The following is a 16,286-nucleotide window of genomic DNA, read 5'->3' as shown; positions in this document are numbered from 1 at the left end:
TGTCCGTTTCGGACAGGGGTGTGACGTAGAGTGGCGCCGATGGCGCGCCGCGCGTTGACCCACGACCAGCTCGTCTCCGGCGTGCGCCGCGGCGACCGGCGCGCGCTCGCCCGTGCGATCTCGCTCGCCGAGAACCGCGATCCGGGGGCCCACGACCTCGTGGCGGAGCTGTACCCCGAGACGGGACGGACGTTTGCGATCGGCGTCACGGGCCCGCCCGGGGTAGGGAAGTCGTCCCTCATCGCCGCGCTCGTGCGGCAGGCGCGGGCGCTGGGACGCTCGGTCGGCGTCATCTCGGTCGACCCGTCGAGCCCGTTCACGCAGGGAGCGCTGCTCGGGGATCGGATCCGGCTCTCCGACCATTTCCTCGACCCCGGCGTCTTCATCCGCTCGATGGGGACGCGCGGTCACCTGGGCGGGCTCGCCGAGGCCGCGCTGCAGGCGCTCCTGCTGCTCGACGCGTCCGGGAAGGATATCGTCTTCCTGGAGACGGTCGGCACGGGGCAGAGCGAGGTCGAGGTGATCGGCATCGCAGACGCGGTGCTGCTCGTTCTCATGCCCGGCTCGGGCGACTCGGTGCAGGCGCTGAAGGCCGGGATCATGGAGATCCCCGACGTGATAGCGATCAACAAGATGGACCATCCCGCTGCCAAGACGATGCTGAACGACGTCCGCGCTATCGTCGCGCTCGATCCCGATCCTGCCCGCAGGCCGCCGATCCTGCTCACCGAAGCGCTGCGCGGCGAGGGGGTGCCGGCGCTGTGGGAGACGCTCGAAGCCACGCGCACCGAGCTCGGGGAGGCGGGCGAGCTCGAGGAGCGGCGGAGGCGCAACCTCGTCGGCGAGGTGCTTGCCGTGGCGACGGGTCGCGCCCGCGCCCGTATCGAGGACGCGATCGCGGCGGACGCGGGCCTGACGGAGCTGCTCACGGCGGTACAGCGACGCGAGGTCGATCCGCTGACGGCGGTCGACGCGATCGTGGCGGCGGTGCTCGGCGGGGCGGGCGATGCGGCGGCCTGAGCTCGCGGACGTGCAGGCGGCGCGTGAGCGCCTCGAGGGGATCTCCCGCGTGACGCCGGTGTTCGCGTCGGGAACGCTCGAGCGGCTCGTCGGGCGCACGGTGTCCCTGAAGGCCGAGAACCTGCAGCTCACGGGCGCGTTCAAGATCCGGGGCGCCTACAACACGATCGTGCAGCTGTCGGCCGCCGAGCGTGAGGCCGGTGTCGTCACCGCGAGTGCCGGCAACCACGGTCAGGCGGTCGCCTGGGCTGCGCGCCAGGCGGGGATCGCGGCGACGATCTTCGTGCCGGAGGGCGCGCCGATGGCGAAGATCGAGGCCGCGCGCGGGTACGGCGCGAGCCTCGAGCTGGCCGGCGAGGGGTTCGACGAGGCCGTCGAGGCCGCCCGCGCGCATGTCGCGCGCACCGGGGCCACCTTCGTGCACGCCTTCGACGATCCGCGCGTCGTCGCCGGTCAGGGAACGCTCGGCCTCGAGCTCGCCGAGCAGCTCGCTCCCGGCGCCGGCACGGTGGTGATCCCCGTCGGTGGAGGAGGGCTCGCCGCGGGCATCGCGATCGCGCTGCGCGCCCTCCGGCCCGAGCTGGCGCTCGTCGGCGTGCAGGCGGCCGCGTGCGCGCCGCTCGCGGGCCTCGCTCCCACCGGCCCGACGATCGCCGACGGGATCGCCGTCAAGCAGCCGGCCGAGCTCACGGCCGGGATCCTGCGCGACCTCCTCGACGTCGTCGTCGTCGTCGACGACGCTGCCATCTCGCGGGCGATGGTGCTGCTGCTCGAGCGCTCGAAGCTCGTCGTGGAAGGAGCGGGAGCGGCGCCGGTGGCGGCGCTGCTCGGCGGCCTCGTGCCCGGCGAGGGGCCGGTGTGCGCCGTGCTCGCGGGCGGCAACATCGACGCGACGACGCTGATGTCCGTCACCCGCTACGGCCTCACGTCCTCGGGCCGCTACCTCGTCGTCGCGATCGTCATTCCCGACCGCCCCGGGCAGCTTGCGAAGATCGTGCAGGTGATCGCAGGCCAGCGTGCGAACGTCCTCTCGGTCGCCCACCACCGCGAGGGCCGCAACATCGGCGTGCTCGAGACGGAGGCCGAGCTGACGCTCGAGACCCGCGACGAGGAGCACTCGCAGGCTGTCATCGCCGCGCTCGGCGCGGCCGGCTTCACGGTGCGGCGCCTGCGCTAGCCCGACCCGCAGCGCCTGAACTCGATCGTGTCACCGCCTCGCGCCCGCCAGGCGGCCATGCCGCCCTCGACCACGGGGCGCGCGTCGTAGCCGCGGCCGCGGAGGATGCTCGCGGCGATCGCCGCCCGGGCGCCCGACTCGCAGATCGTGACGACGGGCCGGTCGGTCGGCATGTCGGGACAGCACGTCTTCATCAGCCGGTAGGGCACGTTGCGGCTACCGGGGATGTAGCCGGTGTCGCGCTCGTCCTTCTCGCGCACGTCGATCACCTCGGCGCCCGCCGCCATCAGCTCCTCCAGCTCGTCGACGGCGACCGCCTCGACGCGCTCCTCGCCCGCGCCGAGCACGTAGCCCTCGACGTCGAGGAACGCCACCGAGCGCAGGCCGCGCACCGCTTCCTCGGCCTCGTCTCGCGCCGCCGCCAGCACCGTCACGGGCCGGCCGCCGTCGAGCACGAACCCGGCCTTCGTGGCGAAGCTGGTGCCCGCCACGGGGACGTTGACGGCCCCGGGCCGGTGCCCCGCCAGGTAGGAGGCGACGGGGCGCACGTCGAGGAGCTGCGTGCCGGCCGGCGGCGCCGCGAGCTCCTCGGCCGCGGGCTGCGCGCCGAGGAAGGGCCCGCGGTTGAGCTCGACGATGCGCGCGAGGTTCGGCGGCTTGGGCGCCACGATCGCGGCCGCATCCGCGATGAAGGCGTCCACCTCGGTGAACTGGAGCGCCGGGTTGAAGCGCCGTTCGAAGCCGATCGTCGTCGAGGGCTTCGAGCTCATCGCCTTGCCGCAGAGCGAGCCGGCGACGTGTCCGGGGAACACCTCGACGCCGTCGGCGAGCTCCATCAGCCGGCCGAGCGAGGAGAACAGCCCTTCCGCACCCTCGACCGCGCCGACGGCGAGGTCGGGCCGCGCCGCATCCCCGACGAACAGCGAGTCGCCCGTGAGCACGAGCCACGGCTCGCCGGCGCGCGAGCGGTCGATCACGGAGAGGCAGCAGTGCTCCGGCCGGTGGCCCGGGGTGTGGATGACGCGGAGCGCGACCGCGCCGACCTCGATCTCGTCGCCGTCCCGCATCGGGTCGTGCGAATACTCCACGCCGGCGTCCGCGTGGATGCTGATCGGGATGCCGTGCTCGAGCGCGAGCCGGCCGTGCCCGGAGACGTGATCCGCGTGGGTGTGCGTCTCGATCACGCGCACGAGACGCAGGCCCCGGCGCTCGGCCTCGGCAAGCACGGGCTCGACGGCGTACGGGGGGTCGACGACGACGGCGACCCCCGCGTCCTCGTCGCCGACGAGGTAGCAGGCGCACCCGAGATCGCCGTCGAGGAACTGGTGGAAGATCACGGCGCCGACGGTAGCACCGCGATCCGCTATCGCTCTTGAAGTGAGCGGCGGCGCAGGCGCCGGCGGCCGACGAGCGTGGCGACGATGACGACGAGACCGACGGCGCCGGCGACCGCCGCGGCCCACGGATGCTCGGCGGGCGCGCTCGCACCGGCGGCCGGAAGCACGCTCAGGGAGGTCGTCCAGCGGACGACCTCGCCGTCGTCGTAGCGCTGGTCGAACGACACCGGCGCGGCGCCCGCCCGCACGCGTGCGACCACGCCGACGCCCAGGCGCACGACCGCGCCGCTCGCGAGCGCACGCCCCTTCCACGTGACGCGCTCGCCGTCGACCGTGGCCGTCCAGCCCGGCGGCGCCGTCGCGTCGGTGACCTCGAAGCCCGCCGGCGCGGTCATCGTCACCGCGACGGCCGCATGGCCCGGGCGCTCGTTCGGCACCGAGACCTCGAGACGGGTGTCCATGCCGGCCGAGACGAACGGCGGCGAGAAGGAGATGTGGGCGGAGGCGGCGGGGGGGAGCGCGAGCAGCGCGAGCGCCACGAGAGCGAGGCACCTCACGGCAGCCCGAGGTGCCGGGCGATCACCATGCGCTGCACCTCGTTCGTGCCCTCGCCGATCTCGAGGATCTTCTGGTCGCGGTAGAGGCGGGAGATCGCGAACTCGTCCGTGTAGCCGTAGCCGCCGTGGATCTGCAGGGCTGCGTTGACGGCCCTGTTGGAGAGCTCGCCCGTGTAGAGCTTCGCCATCGCCGCCTCGCGGGCGAACGGGCGCCCCCGGTCCTTCAGCCAGGCCGCCTTCCAGACGAGGCCGCGCGCGGCCTCGATCTCGGTGGCCATGTCGGCGAGCTTGAACTGCACCGCCTGGAACGACGAGATCGGCCGCCCGAACTGCTCGCGCTCGCGTGCGTACGCGTAGGCGAGGTCGTAGGCCCCCTGCGCGAGGCCGACTCCCATCGCCGCCACGGAGATGCGGCCGCCGTCGAGGATCGCGAGGAACTGGTGGAACCCCTGCCCGCGCGCACCGAGCAGATTGCCCTCGGGCACGGCGCAGTCGGTGAACGAGAGCGCGCGCGTGTCGGACGCCTTCCACCCGATCTTGTGGATCGGCGCGGAGATCTCGTAGCCGGGCGTACCGTTGGGAACGACGATGTTGGAGATCTCGCCGTCGCCCGTGAGCGCGGTGATCGTGACGCACTGCGTGATCTCCGTGCCTGCGTTCGTGATGAAGATCTTCGAGCCGTTGACGACCCACTGCCCGTCGCGCAGCTCCGCGGTCGTGCGGGTCGCGCCGGCGTCGGAGCCGGCGCCGGGCTCGGTGAGGCCGAAGGCTGCGAGCCGCCGGCCCGACGCGAGCGGCGGCAGCCACTCGGCCTTCTGTGCGTCGGTGCCGAACAGGTAGATCGGCATCGTCCCCAGGGACGTGTGCGCGGCGAGCGTGATCGCGACCGACGAGTCGACACGGGTCAGCTCCTCGACTGCGATCGCGTACGAGAGGGTGTCGCCGCCGGCGCCGCCGAGCGCCTCGGGGAACGGGATCCCCATCAGCCCCAGCTCGGCCATCTCCGCCACGAGGCCGTACGGGAAGCGCGACTCGCGGTCGAGCTCCTCGGCGACCGGGGCCACGCGCTCGCGCGCGAACGAGCGCACGGTGTCCCGGAAGAGCTCGTGCTCGGGCGAGAGGTCGAGGTCCACGCGGGGCGATCGTACCCGGCGTTCGCGGGCTGCGCATGGGCGCGGAGCTCGGCGGGCAGGGGTCCGGCGGCGGTCGTGCGCGGGTCTCGTCGAGGAACGTCTTCTCTCGGAGGCCGGGGAGTTGGTGCCTCGCCGCGGCGGCCGCACCGGGAGCGCCGCTACGCTCCGAAGATGCGCGAGGGCATCGACAGACGGGCGATGGGCACGCTCTCCGGCGCGCACCTGGCGACGGATTTCGCCTCCGGAAGCGTGCCCGCGCTGCTGCCGTTCTTCACCGGCAAGTTCGGCCTCAGCTACACGCTCACCGCCCTCCTGATGCTGTCCGTGCTCGTCTCCTCGTCGCTCGTGCAGCCGCTGTTCGGGCTCTGGTCCGACCGGCGCGGCGCGCTGTGGCTGCTGCCCGGCGGGCTCGCGCTCGCCGCCGGCGGGCTCGGGCTCTCCACCGTGGCTCCGAGCTACCTGCTCGTGCTCGTGCTCGTCTTCCTGTGCGGAATCGGGATTGCCGCCTTCCACCCGGAGGGGGCGAAGTTCGCCGTCTTCGCGAGCGGGAGCAAACGGGCGAGCGGCATGTCCCTGTTCAACATCGGCGGCAACACCGGCTACGCGCTCGGCCCGATCGTCGTGACGCCGCTCGTCCTCTGGCTCGGGCTCGGCTGGGGCGGGCTCGTGGCCGCCGTGCCCGTGCTCGCGGTGGCGTTCGCGCTGCTGCGCGCGCTCCCCTACCTGTCGACCCTCCGGCCCGATGCGGCGGGGAGGGGGGCGGTCGCCCCCGGAAGGGACGACGTGCGCGCGATGGCGCTCCTCGCCGCCGTGATCGGGCTGCGCAGCGTCGCCTGGTTCGGGCTGCTGACCTTCGTGCCGCTGTGGGTCGTCTCACTCGGCGACTCCGAGGCGGCGGGCAACCGCCTGCTCTCGCTGATGCTCCTCTCCGGCGCCGCCGGCACGCTGCTCCTGGGCCCTCTCGCCGACCGGATCGGGCTGCGCCGCACGCTGCTCGGCGCGCAGGCGCTGCTGGCGCCGATGATCCTCGTGTTCGTGCTCGTCGGCGGCATTCCCGGCGCGCTGGCGCTGATGATCGTCGGCATGTGCGTCGTCGGCACGTTCGGCGTGACGATGGTGCTGAGCCAGATGTACCTGCCCCGGCACGTCGGCATGGCCTCGGGCCTCTCGATCGGGCTCGCGATGGGTCTCGGCGGCATCGCCGCGGTCGGCCTCGGTGCGGTGGCCGACGCGGTCGACCTCCGTACCGCGCTCGTCGGCAGCGCCTTCGCGCCGGCGCTCGGCGTCGTCCTGTGCCTGTTCCTCCCCGCGCCCGCGCCGGAGTCGCGCCTTGCCCCCGAGTCCCAAGCGACGTACCCTCTACTCGACTGACCGTTCAATCAACAGCGACGACATCCAGGGAGCGCGTATGACCGTGCAGGAGTTCTTCGAGCAGCTGCCGTCGAAGGTCGACCCGGCGAAGACGGCCGGCATGAACAACAGCTACGTCTTCGACATCGAGGGCACCGGGGCGTGGACCGTCTCCGTCGTCGACGGCGCCGTCACCGTCGTCGAGGGCGTGAACGACGCCGACTGCACGCTCTCCGCCAGCGAGGAGACGCTGCTCAAGATCGCGGCGGGAGAGGCCAACGCGACGACGGCGTACATGACCGGCAAGCTCAAGATCAAGGGCGACATGGGAGCCGCGCTGAAGCTGCAGAAGCTGTTCTGAGCGCGCGCCGCGACGGCACGGGAGCGTCTGTCCGGACTAGGATCCAGGTCGTGAACGTCGCGATCCGACTCGCCGTCGGCTGGGGCATCAACGTGCTCGCGTTGATCGTCGCCGACTGGGCCTTCGCCGGCCTCACGATCGCCCGCTCGGGGCCGATCCTGTTCGCCGGCGCGGTGCTCGGCTTCGCGAACACGGTCCTCAAGCCGCTGCTCACGTTCGTCGCGATCCCGCTCATCATCCTCACGCTCGGCATCGCCTACTTCTTCGTCAACGTGGCGATGCTCCTGTTCACCGAGTGGGTCGTGCCGGACTTCTCGATCGACGGCTTCTGGACGTACATCGGCGCGACGATCGTCGTCTGGCTCGTCAACTGGGTCGTGGGCTCGGTGCTCGGCCTGCGCACGTGGAGCGAGCGCTTCGGCGGGTAGGCCCGGTCGCGCCCCTACGCGGGCTCGAGCTCCACGAGCGCTGCTCCCGACGCCACCTGGTCACCGGGAGCGACACGCACCGCCGTCACGGTCGCGGCAAACGGCGCCGGAACGGGCATCTCCATCTTCATCGCCTCGAGCACGACGAGCGTCTGCCGGGCCTCGACCGTCTCGCCGGCCTCGACCTCGACGCGGATCACCGTGCCGGGCATCGCGGCCGTGACGGCGTTCGCCACGCCCGGCCCGGGCGCTGCGCCGCCGCCTTCCGCGGAGGGCGGAGGAGCCGGTGCCGGTGCCGGTGCGGGAAGGTTGAGCCGCCACGCGCCGGCGAACGGCGGCGGCAGGCGTCGCAGCGGCGGCGCCGAGAGCGGCGGGTGGTCGACGAGGAAAGCGGTCGACAGCTCCGCGGCGCGGAATGCGGGGTGCGCGACGAGCCAGCGCAGGAACGGCAGGTTGGTTGTCAGGCCGTCCGCTCGCGTCGCGTCGAGTGCCGCCCCGAGCCGGTCGAGCGCCTCGTCCCGCGTGGCGCCGTGCGCGATCAGCTTCGCGAGCAGCGGGTCGTAGGCGGTGCCGATCTCGTCCCCCGACTCGACGCCCGCGTCGACGCGGATCCCCTGCGGAAGTACGAGCGACACGAGCCGGCCGGCCTGGGGCAGGAACGTCACGGGATCCTCGGCGTAGAGCCGCACTTCGACGGCGTGCCCGCGCTCGCCGACCTCTCCGAGCTCGAGCAGCTCTCCCGTGGCGACGCGGAGCTGGAGCTCGACGAGATCGAGCCCCGTGACCGACTCGGTGACCGGGTGCTCGACCTGGATGCGACCGTTGAGCTCGAGGAAGTACACGTCGCGCCCGTCGACGAGGAACTCGGCCGTGCCGGCGCCGCGGTAGCCGATCGCTGCGGCGAACGCGGCGGCGGCCGCGCGGATCGAGCGCGCGGCCTCGGCGTCGAGGTTCGGCGGCGCCTCCTCGACGACCTTCTGGTGGCGGCGCTGCACGGAGCAGTCGCGCAGCCCGAGCACGTACACCACCGCGGCGTCGGCGAGCAGCTGCGCCTCGACATGCCGCGGGCGCTCGAGGAAGCGCTCGCAGTAGACCGTCCCGTCGCCGAAGGCCGCCTCGGCCTCGCGCCGCGCCGCCGCGAGGCTCTCCTCGAGCGCGTCGGGCGAGCGGACGACGCGCATGCCGCGCCCGCCGCCGCCCGCCGCCGCCTTCACGAGAAGCGGGTAGCCGACCAGCTCGGGCACACCCTCGGGGAGCGTCGGCACGCCGGCCTCGCGGGCGACGCGCTTCGCCGCGAGCTTGTCGCCGCCGAGCCGGAGCGCGGCGGGCGGCGGGCCGACCCAGGTCAGCCCTGCCTCCTCCACGGAGGCGGCGAACGCGGCCGACTCGGCCAGGAACCCGTAGCCGGGATGGACGGCGTCCGCTGCGGCGGCGGCGGCGGCGCGCAGGTGCTCGGCGCCGGAGAGGTAGGAGGAGATCTCGACGGTGGCGTCGGCGGAGCGGGCATGGAGGGAGCCGCGGTCGGCGCGGGTCGCCACGGCGACCGTGCGGATCCCCAGCCTGCGGCAGGTGCGGAAGACGCGGAGAGCGATCTCTCCGCGGTTGGCGACGAGGAGGGTTCTCACGGCCACGGCAGCCGCAACTCTACGGCCGTGGCGCGTCTCGAGCTCGTGGGCGGACGCTCCCGGCTCGCGTGCGGGGCCTGAAGGGGCGCGCTTCGCGCGCCCGTTTCGGGTCGAACGTCTGGAGGCGGCGCACTAGGAAGCGGAGATGAGCACGACCGCGGCGAGCGCGCACACGACGCCCGCGAGCTGCATCCGCGACATGCGCTCGCGCAGCACGATGCCCGCGAGCAGCACCGTCATCACGGGGTAGAGCGAGGCCATCACCGACGCGATCGCGACGGGCCCGCGCTGCAGAGCGAGCAGGAGCGGCACCGTCGCCGCCACCTCGAGCGCGCCGACGCCGAACGCGAACGGGGCGACGGGGCGGAGGCCTGCGAAGCCTCCTCGCGTCAGCGCCGGCGCGAGCGTCGCGAGCGTGCAGGTGGAGGCGATGCGCTCGAGCGTCACGGGCCACATGCCGGCGTCTGCGGAGATGCGCGAGAAGAACACGTAGAAGAGCCCGAAGAACGCGCCGGCGAGAACCGCGAGCCCGACGACGGCGGGGGTCACGGCGACATGGGCATGGGCCGGATCCGACGGGGCGATCGAGATCACGGCCACGGCGGCGAGCGCGATGCCGATGCCCGCGAGGGCGGCGAGCCCGGGGCGCTCGCCCCGGACCAGCGCGTACCCGACGGGGAGAAGCGCACCGGTCACCGCCGCGACCGGGGCGACGACGCTGATCAGACCGCGGCCCATCGCCGTGTAGAAGCACCCGAGACCGACCGCGACGGCGGCGCCGCTTGCGAACGACCAGGTCACGTCCGGGCCGGAGAGGCGCTCGTAGCCGTAGGCGATCGAGAGCACGAGCGCGACGGGAAGACCCGCCGCCTGGGCGAGCGCGGCGACGCGGATGCCGGCCGCGGTTCGGGACGCGAACCCGCCGAGGAAGTCGGCGCCGCCGACGAGCACGGCGGAGGCGAGCGCGAGCAGCGCGGTCACGGCTGGCCGCCGGGGTGACGGAGGAGTACGATGGAGGCGTTCCCGCCTCCGACAAGGACGGTGTCGCTGATGGCCACTCCGACTGTCCCGGAACCGGAAGGAGACGGCGCGGCCCTTCTCGCCCACGAGATCCGCGACGAGGCGAGCCGCCTCGCGCACCACCCCGTCGAGGAGATGGAGCGTCTCGGACACGTCGTCGCCGAGGGAGAGAGCCCGACGACTCCGCTGCTGCTCACGCTCGGCGTCACGCTGGTGGTCGGCGCGATCTTCGCCGTCGTCGTCACCGCTGCGTTGCTCGTCTACTACTACGCATAGCCGGGGCCGTCGCGCTCCTCGTCCGTGTCCGGCGGGCACCACGACGCGAACCCGGGTCGTCCCGGCGTGCGCCCCGCGAGGAACGCCCGCAGGCCCTCCTGCCCTTCCGGGCTCGCGCGCCGCTCGGCGATGCGGCGCGCGGTCTCGGGGCCGTCCGGGCGGTCGAGCACGAGCCGCTTGGCGGCGCGTGCGGCCCGTGGCGCGGCGGTGCGCAGCTCGGCGAGGATGCGGGAGAGGGCGCCGTCGAGGTCGTCGCTGACCTCGTGGACGAGGCCGACGCGCAGGGCGGTGTGCGCGTCGAAGCGCTCGCCCGTGACGAAGTAGCGGCGGGCCGCGCTCTCGCCGATCCTGCGCAGCACGAACGGCGAGATCACGGCCGGGATGATCCCGAGCTTCACCTCCGAGAACGCGAACGCGGCGCGCTCGTGGGCGACGGCGATGTCGGAGACGGCGACGAGCCCCGCGCCGCCGCCGAGCGCATGCCCCTGCACGAGCGAGATCACGGGCGCGGGGCATTCGTCGATCGCCTCGAGCATGCGTCGCAGCGCGGTCGCATCGGCGACGTTCTCCTCCGGTGAGAGGCCGGCCGAGGCGCGCATCCACTCGATGTCGGCACCGGCGCAGAAGCTCGCGCCTTCGCCGGCGAGCACGACCGCACGCACCTTGCCCACGTCGACGAAGGCGTCGGCGAGCTCGGCGACCAGGGCGGCGTCGAACGCGTTGCGCGTCCCCGGCCGGGAGAGCGTGACGCGGAGGACGTCCTCGTCACGTTCGATGCGTAGCGCCTCCACGGGCCGCAGTCTAGAGTCGCTCCATGTTGACGGGGACGCTGGCCGCAGCAGTGACGCCGCTCCGCGCCGGGGGCGCGGAGCTCGACGCCGACGCGTTCGGGCCGCTGCTCGACCTCTACGCCGATGCCGGGCTCGACGGCGTGCTCGCGTTCGGCAGCAACGGCGAGGGCGTCCTCCTCTCCGTCGAGGAGCGCCGGCGCGGGCTGCGGATCTTCGTCGCGGCTGCGGCGGGACGGCTCGACGTCGCCGCGCACTGCGGCGCGCAGACGACCGCCGACACGGTCGCTCTCGCCGCCGGCGCGGCCGAGGCGGGCGCAGCCGCGGTCGCGGTGATCGGGCCGCCGTACTTCCCCCTCGACGAGCGGGCCCAGTTCGCGCATTTCGCCGCCGCGGCGCGGGCCTGCGCGCCGTTGCCGTTCTACGTGTACGAGTTCGCGAGGACGAGCGGCTACCCCGTGGCGCTCGACGTGCTGCGGCGGCTGCGCGAGGAGGCGCCGAACTTCGCCGGCATGAAGGTCTCCGACAGCCCGTGGGAGGCTTTCGAGCCGTACCTCTCGCTCGGCGTGGACGTCTTCGTCGGGCCGGAGGCGCTGATCCACCGCGGCATCGCGGGCGGCGCCGTCGGTGCCGTCTCCGCGCTCGCCGCGGCGTTCCCGCGGGAGGTCGCCGCCGTCGTCCATGCGCCGACGGCCGAGGGCGCCGCGGGCCTCGCGCGGCTGCGCGCCCGCCTCGAGCGCTTCCCGCGCCAGGCGGCGATGAAGCGGGTTCTCGCCTGGAAGGGCGTGCCGCTACGGGCGGACGTGCGCGGCCCGCTTCGCGACCTGACGGTGGACGAGGCGCAGGAGCTCGAGCGCTGGCTCGCATCGTCGTAGCGGGCGGCGGCGTCGTCGGCGCCTCGATCGCCTACCACCTCGGTCTCAGGGGCGCACGCGACGTCGTGCTCGCGGAGGCGGGCTCGATCGCGTCCGGCGCGAGCGGCAAGGCGCTCGGCGGCGTGCGCCAGCAGTTCTCGTCCGCGCCCGAGGTGCGGCTCGCACGCGAGAGCGTCGCGTTCTTCCACGGGCTCGGCCGCGACCTGTTCGAGCCGGTCGGCTACCTCTTCCTCGCCACCTCCGACGGGGGCCGAGCCGAGCTCGAGGAGCGGCTCGCCGTCCAGTCCGCCCTCGGCGTGCCCGTCGAGCGGTTCGACCCGTCACGGGTCGAGGGGCTCGCCGTCGACGACGTGCTCGCCGCGGTCTTCTGCGCCGAGGACGGGATCGCCGACCCGGGCGCGATCACGCACGAGCTCGCGCGCCGCGCGGCCTCGCTCGGCGTCGACGTGCGCGAAGGGGTGGATGCGCTCGAGCTCGACGCCGACACCCTGGTGCTCGCAACCGGGGCGTCGTCCGCGGCTCTCGCCGCGAAGCTCGGCGTCGATCTGCCTCTGCGGCCGCTCGTGCGGCAGCTCGTCGAGACGGCCCCCGTGCGCGGTCTTCCGGCCGGCCTGCCGTTGACGATCGAGTCCGAGTCCGGCTTCCACTTCCGCCGGCGCGGGGGCGCGCTCGTGCTCGCGATGCCGGAGCCCGTGCCGCGCTGGGGCAGCGACGAGGTCGTCGACGACGGTCTCGTGCAGGACTGGCTCGGCCGCATCGCGCGTCGCTACCCGCGTGCCGCCGGGGTGCCTGTGGCTCGCGCGTGGGCCGGCGTGTACGACATGACGCCGGACGCGCACCCGATCATCGGCCCGGTCGCCGACGGCGTCTACGCCGCCTGCGGCTTCTCCGGGCACGGGTTCATGCAGGCGCCCGCGGTGGGCCGTATCGTCGCCGACGAGCTGCTCGACGGCGGCGCCGACTTCGACATCTCGCCCTACCGGCTGCGTCGCTTCGAGGGAGGCGCGGTGTTCCCGGAGACGGCGATCCTCTGACCGCGCTACGGCGCGCCGTCGCCGCCGGAGCAGGCGGAGCCGTCGACCGCGCCCACCGTCGGCAGCCGGCCGAGCAGCGAGGCGAGCTCCTCGAGCTCATCTCGCGAGAGATGCTCGCCGAGCAGCTCGCGGCAGACGCGCTCGTTCGTGCGCGATGCCGCCGCGAGCACCGCGCGCCCGGCCGCGGTGAGCACCGCGTAGGAGACGCGCGCATCGCCGGGGCAGGTGGCCTTCTCGACGAGCCCGGCGGCGGTGAGGCCGTCGAGCAGGCGCGTGACGCCCGAGGGGCTCAGGGCGAGCCGGTCGGCGAGGTCGACGCGCCGCATCCGCTGCTCCGCCTCGTGCGAGAGGTGCAGCAGCGTCTCGAAGTCGCTGATCGTGAGCCCGTGCTCGGCGACGAGCCATGTCTCGAGCTCCCGCATGAGGGTGCCGTGGGCGCGCAGGAGCCGGGCGAACACGGTCACCTCGAGGGAAGCTTGTGGAGTCAATACTTGACGAGTCAAATGGTGTGGGCTAAGGTAGTTGCGCTCTCAAATACTAGCTGCAACGAAAGGAAGTGCAATGAGCATTCTCCACGAACAGCGGACAGACCTTCCGGCCGGCACGTGGACCGTCGACCCGGTGCACTCGTCCGTCGGCTTCTCGGTCAAGCACATGGTCGTCGCCAACTTCCGCGGCGGCTTCGGGACGTTCGACGTCACCCTGGACGAGAACGGGCTGCGCGGGACGGTCGACGTCTCCTCGGTGGACGTGTCCGAGCCCAACCTCAAGGGCCATCTGCTGTCGCCGGACTTCTTCGACGCCGAGCGCCACCCCAAGCTCTCTTTCCGCTCCACCGCGATCCGCGTGGCAGGCGACAGGGTCGACATCGACGGCGAGCTGACGATCAAGGGCATCACGAAGCCGGTCTCGATCGGCGGCACGGTGAGCGGTCCCGTGACGCACATGGACGGCAACCCGCGCCTCGGACTCGAGCTCGAGACGGTCGTCGACCGGACCGCCTTCGGGCTCGACTGGAACGCGCCCCTGCCGAGCGGCGGCTTCGCCGTCGGCAACGACGTCAAGCTGCACGTAGAGCTCGAGCTGGTCGGGCAGGCGTAGCTCGATGCGGATCCTCGGGATCGCCGGCAGCCTCCGCGCCGGCTCGTACAACCGCGAGCTCCTCCGCCTTGCGCGCACGCTGCTGCCGCCCGGCGTCGAGCTCGTCGAGTGGGACGGCTTGCGCGAGCTGCCGGCGTTCGACGAGGACACCGAGATGCTGGAGCACCCGCCCGTCGAGCGCCTGCGCGCCGCGGTGCGCGAGGCCGACGCGGTGCTGATCGCGACGCCCGAGTACAACGGCTCCATCCCCGGGGCGCTGAAGAACGCGCTCGACTGGGCCTCGCGCCCGGTCGAGGCGAACGTGTTCCGCGGCAAACCGGTGGCGGTGATCGGCGCCAGCGCGGGGGCGTTCGGCGCCGTGTGGGCCCAGGCGGAGACGCGCAAGGTGCTCGGGTTGATGGGGGCGCGGAACGCCGACGTGGAGCTGGCGGTCGGCCACGCGGCGACGCGCCTCGCCCCGCCCGACGACGAGCTGCTCGGCCGCCTGCGCGAGGCGCTCGAGCAGCTCGTCGCCGAAGCACGACCGCAGTCGGCAGCCGCGTAGCAGCCGGGCGCGGGCCCGGCCTCGGCGCCCTCGACGTGCGGCGCGGCGCCGCCCGCGAGCGCGGTGTCACATGCGAAACACGCCGAAGGTGGTCTCCGGCAGCGGGGCGTGCGCCGCCGCGGCGAGGCCGAGCGCCAGCACGCGCCGCGTGTCGAGCGGGTCGATGATGCCGTCGTCCCAGAGGCGTGCCGTGGAGAAGTACGGGCTGCCCTCGCGCTCGTAGGCGGCGCGGATCTCGTCCGCGTCGGCCTCGCCGACCATCGTCAGCACGGTCGCGGCCTGTTCGCCGCCCATGACCGAGATACGCGCGTTCGGCCACATCCACAGCTGCCGCGGGCCGTAGGCACGACCACACATGGCGTAGTTGCCCGCCCCGAACGAGCCGCCCGTGACGACGGTGAACTTCGGCACCTCGGCGCAGGCGACGGCGGTGACGAGCTTGGCCCCGTCGCGGGCGATGCCGCCCGCCTCGACGTCCTTGCCGACCATGAAGCCGGTGATGTTCTGGAGGAAGACGAGCGGGACGCGGCGCTTGCAGGCGAGCTCGACGAAGTGCGCACCCTTCTGAGCCGACTCCCGGAAGAGGATGCCGCGGTTGGCGAGGATGCCGACGGGATGCCCCTCGATGCGGGCGAAGCCGCAGACGAGCGTGTCCCCGTAGAGCGCCTTGAACTCGTGGAACCGGCTCCCGTCGACGATACGGGCGATGATCTCGAGCGGGTCGAGCTCGTGCCGGTAGTGCTCGGGCACGATGCCGTAGAGGTCGGCGGGGTCGAGCGCCGGCGGCTCGGCAGCCGCGACCTCCCACGAGGCGGGGGCCGGGTCGCCGAGGTGGCGCACGATCTGGCGCGCGAGCCCGAGCGCGTGCTCGTCGCTCGTCGCGTAGTGGTCGGCGACGCCGGAGCGGCGGGCGTGCACGTCGGCGCCGCCGAGCTCCTCCGCCGTCACCTCCTCGCCGGTTGCCGCCTTCACGAGCGGCGGGCCGCCGATGAAGATCGTGCCGGTGCCGCGGACGATCACCGTCTCGTCGCACATGGCGGGCACGTAGGCGCCCCCGGCGGTACACGAGCCCATCACGACCGCGATCTGCGGGATGCCCAGCGCCGACATGCGGGCCTGGTTGTAGAAGATGCGCCCGAAATGGTCGCGGTCGGGGAAGACGTCGGCCTGGAGCGGCAGGAAGGCGCCGCCGGAGTCGACGAGGTACACGCATGGGAGGCGGTTCTGCTCGGCCACCTCCTGCGCTCGCAGGTGCTTCTTGACGGTGAGGGGGAAGTACGAGCCGCCCTTCACGGTCGCGTCGTTCGCGACGACGACGCAGGCACGCCCTTCGATCGCGCCGATGCCCGTCACGATCCCGGCCGACGGCGCCTGGCCGTCGTAGAGGTCCCACGCGGCAAGCGCGTTGAGCTCGAGGAACGCGCTGCCGGGGTCGACGAGGCGGTCGATCCGCTCTCGCGCCGTCAGCTTGCCGCGCGAGCGATGGCGCTCGCGGGCGGCCTCACCGCCGCCGGCGGCGATGAGCGCCGTGCGCTCGCGGAGCTCTGCCACGAGCGCTTCCATGTGCGCCCGCCGCGTCGCGAACGCGTCGGAGGAGCGATCGACCCTGCTCGTCAACACCGTCATGTCTCGGCCGACCTTCGCGCAGACCGTCGGCGAG

Annotated in this window: 18 protein-coding genes; 10 read left to right on the top strand and 8 right to left on the bottom strand. The window is 73.4% G+C overall.

Annotated features, from left to right (window positions below; translation table 11 throughout):
* The first annotated feature begins 39 nt into the window (after positions 1-39).
* Positions 40-1,020, top strand: a complete 981-nt coding sequence (gene meaB / locus Gocc_RS05855) for a methylmalonyl Co-A mutase-associated GTPase MeaB (RefSeq protein WP_114795579.1) — start codon at positions 40-42, stop codon at positions 1,018-1,020.
* Positions 1,007-2,197 (top strand): threonine ammonia-lyase, encoded by a 1,191-nt coding sequence (gene ilvA / locus Gocc_RS05850; RefSeq protein ID WP_114795578.1) that lies wholly within the window; start codon positions 1,007-1,009, stop codon positions 2,195-2,197. The genes meaB and ilvA overlap by 14 nt, the downstream gene beginning before the upstream one ends.
* On the opposite strand, the gene Gocc_RS05845 is transcribed toward ilvA, so the two are convergent.
* The 3 genes from Gocc_RS05845 to Gocc_RS05835 are packed head-to-tail and all read right to left on the bottom strand — an operon-like array spanning position 2,194 to position 5,224.
* A complete protein-coding gene (locus Gocc_RS05845) occupies positions 2,194-3,534 on the bottom strand; it encodes an MBL fold metallo-hydrolase (protein WP_181813415.1) in 1,341 nt (446 codons plus the stop codon). The genes ilvA and Gocc_RS05845 overlap by 4 nt on opposite strands.
* 26 nt (positions 3,535-3,560) lie before the next feature.
* Positions 3,561-4,073, bottom strand: coding sequence for a DUF1775 domain-containing protein (locus Gocc_RS05840; RefSeq protein WP_114795576.1), 513 nt, complete (start codon positions 4,071-4,073; stop codon positions 3,561-3,563).
* A gap of 14 nt (positions 4,074-4,087) precedes the next feature.
* Positions 4,088-5,224, bottom strand: a complete 1,137-nt coding sequence (locus Gocc_RS05835) for an acyl-CoA dehydrogenase family protein (protein ID WP_114795575.1) — start codon at positions 5,222-5,224, stop codon at positions 4,088-4,090.
* 171 nt (positions 5,225-5,395) lie between these two features.
* On the opposite strand from Gocc_RS05835, the gene Gocc_RS05830 reads away from it, so the two are divergent.
* The 3 genes from Gocc_RS05830 to Gocc_RS16045 are packed head-to-tail and all read left to right on the top strand — an operon-like array spanning position 5,396 to position 7,363.
* A complete protein-coding gene (locus Gocc_RS05830; protein WP_114795574.1) occupies positions 5,396-6,595 on the top strand; it encodes an MFS transporter in 1,200 nt (399 codons plus the stop codon).
* Between the two features lie 37 nt (positions 6,596-6,632).
* Positions 6,633-6,935 carry an SCP2 sterol-binding domain-containing protein gene (locus Gocc_RS05825; protein WP_114795573.1) on the top strand — a complete coding sequence of 101 codons (303 nt, stop codon included), beginning with the start codon at positions 6,633-6,635 and terminating at the stop codon, positions 6,933-6,935.
* A 50-nt stretch (positions 6,936-6,985) separates the two neighbouring features.
* Entirely contained in the window at positions 6,986-7,363 is a 378-nt protein-coding gene (locus Gocc_RS16045) for a phage holin family protein (RefSeq protein ID WP_181813414.1), read from the top strand.
* Between the two features lie 14 nt (positions 7,364-7,377).
* On the opposite strand, the gene Gocc_RS05815 is transcribed toward Gocc_RS16045, so the two are convergent.
* The gene (locus Gocc_RS05815) at positions 7,378-8,994 is read right to left on the bottom strand and encodes an ATP-binding protein (RefSeq protein WP_114795571.1); all 1,617 of its coding nucleotides are present in this window, start codon (positions 8,992-8,994) and stop codon (positions 7,378-7,380) included.
* 126 nt (positions 8,995-9,120) lie between these two features.
* Positions 9,121-9,969 (bottom strand): DMT family transporter, encoded by an 849-nt coding sequence (locus Gocc_RS05810; RefSeq protein ID WP_114795570.1) that lies wholly within the window; start codon positions 9,967-9,969, stop codon positions 9,121-9,123.
* A 69-nt stretch (positions 9,970-10,038) separates the two neighbouring features.
* Between Gocc_RS05810 and Gocc_RS05805 the strand changes: the two genes are divergently transcribed.
* Positions 10,039-10,284 (top strand): hypothetical protein, encoded by a 246-nt coding sequence (locus Gocc_RS05805; protein WP_147281195.1) that lies wholly within the window; start codon positions 10,039-10,041, stop codon positions 10,282-10,284.
* Here the strand turns inward: Gocc_RS05805 and Gocc_RS16040 are convergent.
* The gene (locus Gocc_RS16040; RefSeq protein ID WP_181813413.1) at positions 10,275-11,075 is read right to left on the bottom strand and encodes an enoyl-CoA hydratase-related protein; all 801 of its coding nucleotides are present in this window, start codon (positions 11,073-11,075) and stop codon (positions 10,275-10,277) included. The genes Gocc_RS05805 and Gocc_RS16040 overlap by 10 nt on opposite strands.
* Positions 11,076-11,098: 23 nt before the next feature.
* Between Gocc_RS16040 and Gocc_RS16035 the strand changes: the two genes are divergently transcribed.
* Entirely contained in the window at positions 11,099-11,947 is an 849-nt protein-coding gene (locus tag Gocc_RS16035) for a dihydrodipicolinate synthase family protein (protein ID WP_181813412.1), read from the top strand.
* Positions 11,848-12,981: an NAD(P)/FAD-dependent oxidoreductase gene (locus Gocc_RS05795; RefSeq protein ID WP_245904882.1), complete on the top strand. Its 1,134-nt coding sequence runs from the start codon at positions 11,848-11,850 to the stop codon at positions 12,979-12,981. Before Gocc_RS16035 ends, Gocc_RS05795 begins: the two co-directional genes overlap by 100 nt.
* Positions 12,982-12,986: 5 nt before the next feature.
* Here the strand turns inward: Gocc_RS05795 and Gocc_RS05790 are convergent, their stop codons facing one another.
* Entirely contained in the window at positions 12,987-13,445 is a 459-nt protein-coding gene (locus Gocc_RS05790) for a MarR family winged helix-turn-helix transcriptional regulator (RefSeq protein WP_114795567.1), read from the bottom strand.
* 97 nt (positions 13,446-13,542) lie between these two features.
* Here Gocc_RS05790 and Gocc_RS05785 point away from each other — a divergent pair, with 97 nt between their 5' ends.
* Both Gocc_RS05785 and Gocc_RS05780 read left to right on the top strand, forming a co-directional pair.
* The gene (locus Gocc_RS05785) at positions 13,543-14,082 is read left to right on the top strand and encodes a YceI family protein (protein ID WP_114795566.1); all 540 of its coding nucleotides are present in this window, start codon (positions 13,543-13,545) and stop codon (positions 14,080-14,082) included.
* 4 nt (positions 14,083-14,086) lie between these two features.
* Positions 14,087-14,626 (top strand): NADPH-dependent FMN reductase, encoded by a 540-nt coding sequence (locus Gocc_RS05780; protein WP_114795565.1) that lies wholly within the window; start codon positions 14,087-14,089, stop codon positions 14,624-14,626.
* A 66-nt stretch (positions 14,627-14,692) separates the two neighbouring features.
* On the opposite strand, the gene Gocc_RS05775 is transcribed toward Gocc_RS05780, so the two are convergent.
* A complete protein-coding gene (locus tag Gocc_RS05775) occupies positions 14,693-16,252 on the bottom strand; it encodes a carboxyl transferase domain-containing protein (protein ID WP_114795814.1) in 1,560 nt (519 codons plus the stop codon).
* Positions 16,253-16,286 lie beyond the last annotated feature (34 nt).

Origin of the sequence: Gaiella occulta (assembly GCF_003351045.1) — a bacterium.
GTDB classification, from domain to species: domain Bacteria; phylum Actinomycetota; class Thermoleophilia; order Gaiellales; family Gaiellaceae; genus Gaiella; species Gaiella occulta.
Note: the sequence above shows the minus strand (reverse complement) of the source record. Positions and strands in the feature narration are given on the sequence as shown.

Excerpts from the sequence above, each read along its gene's own strand:
- meaB (WP_114795579.1), top strand. The coding sequence starts at position 40 with ATGGCGCGCCGCGCGTTGACCCACGACCAGCTCGTCTCCGGCGTGCGC.
- ilvA (WP_114795578.1), top strand. The coding sequence starts at position 1,007 with ATGCGGCGGCCTGAGCTCGCGGACGTGCAGGCGGCGCGTGAGCGCCTC.
- Gocc_RS05830 (WP_114795574.1), top strand. The coding sequence starts at position 5,396 with ATGCGCGAGGGCATCGACAGACGGGCGATGGGCACGCTCTCCGGCGCG.
- Gocc_RS05825 (WP_114795573.1), top strand. The coding sequence starts at position 6,633 with ATGACCGTGCAGGAGTTCTTCGAGCAGCTGCCGTCGAAGGTCGACCCG.
- Gocc_RS05805 (WP_147281195.1), top strand. The coding sequence starts at position 10,039 with ATGGCCACTCCGACTGTCCCGGAACCGGAAGGAGACGGCGCGGCCCTT.
- Gocc_RS16035 (WP_181813412.1), top strand. The coding sequence starts at position 11,099 with ATGTTGACGGGGACGCTGGCCGCAGCAGTGACGCCGCTCCGCGCCGGG.
- Gocc_RS05785 (WP_114795566.1), top strand. The coding sequence starts at position 13,543 with ATGAGCATTCTCCACGAACAGCGGACAGACCTTCCGGCCGGCACGTGG.
- Gocc_RS05780 (WP_114795565.1), top strand. The coding sequence starts at position 14,087 with ATGCGGATCCTCGGGATCGCCGGCAGCCTCCGCGCCGGCTCGTACAAC.
- Gocc_RS05775 (WP_114795814.1), bottom strand. The coding sequence starts at position 16,252 with ATGACGGTGTTGACGAGCAGGGTCGATCGCTCCTCCGACGCGTTCGCG.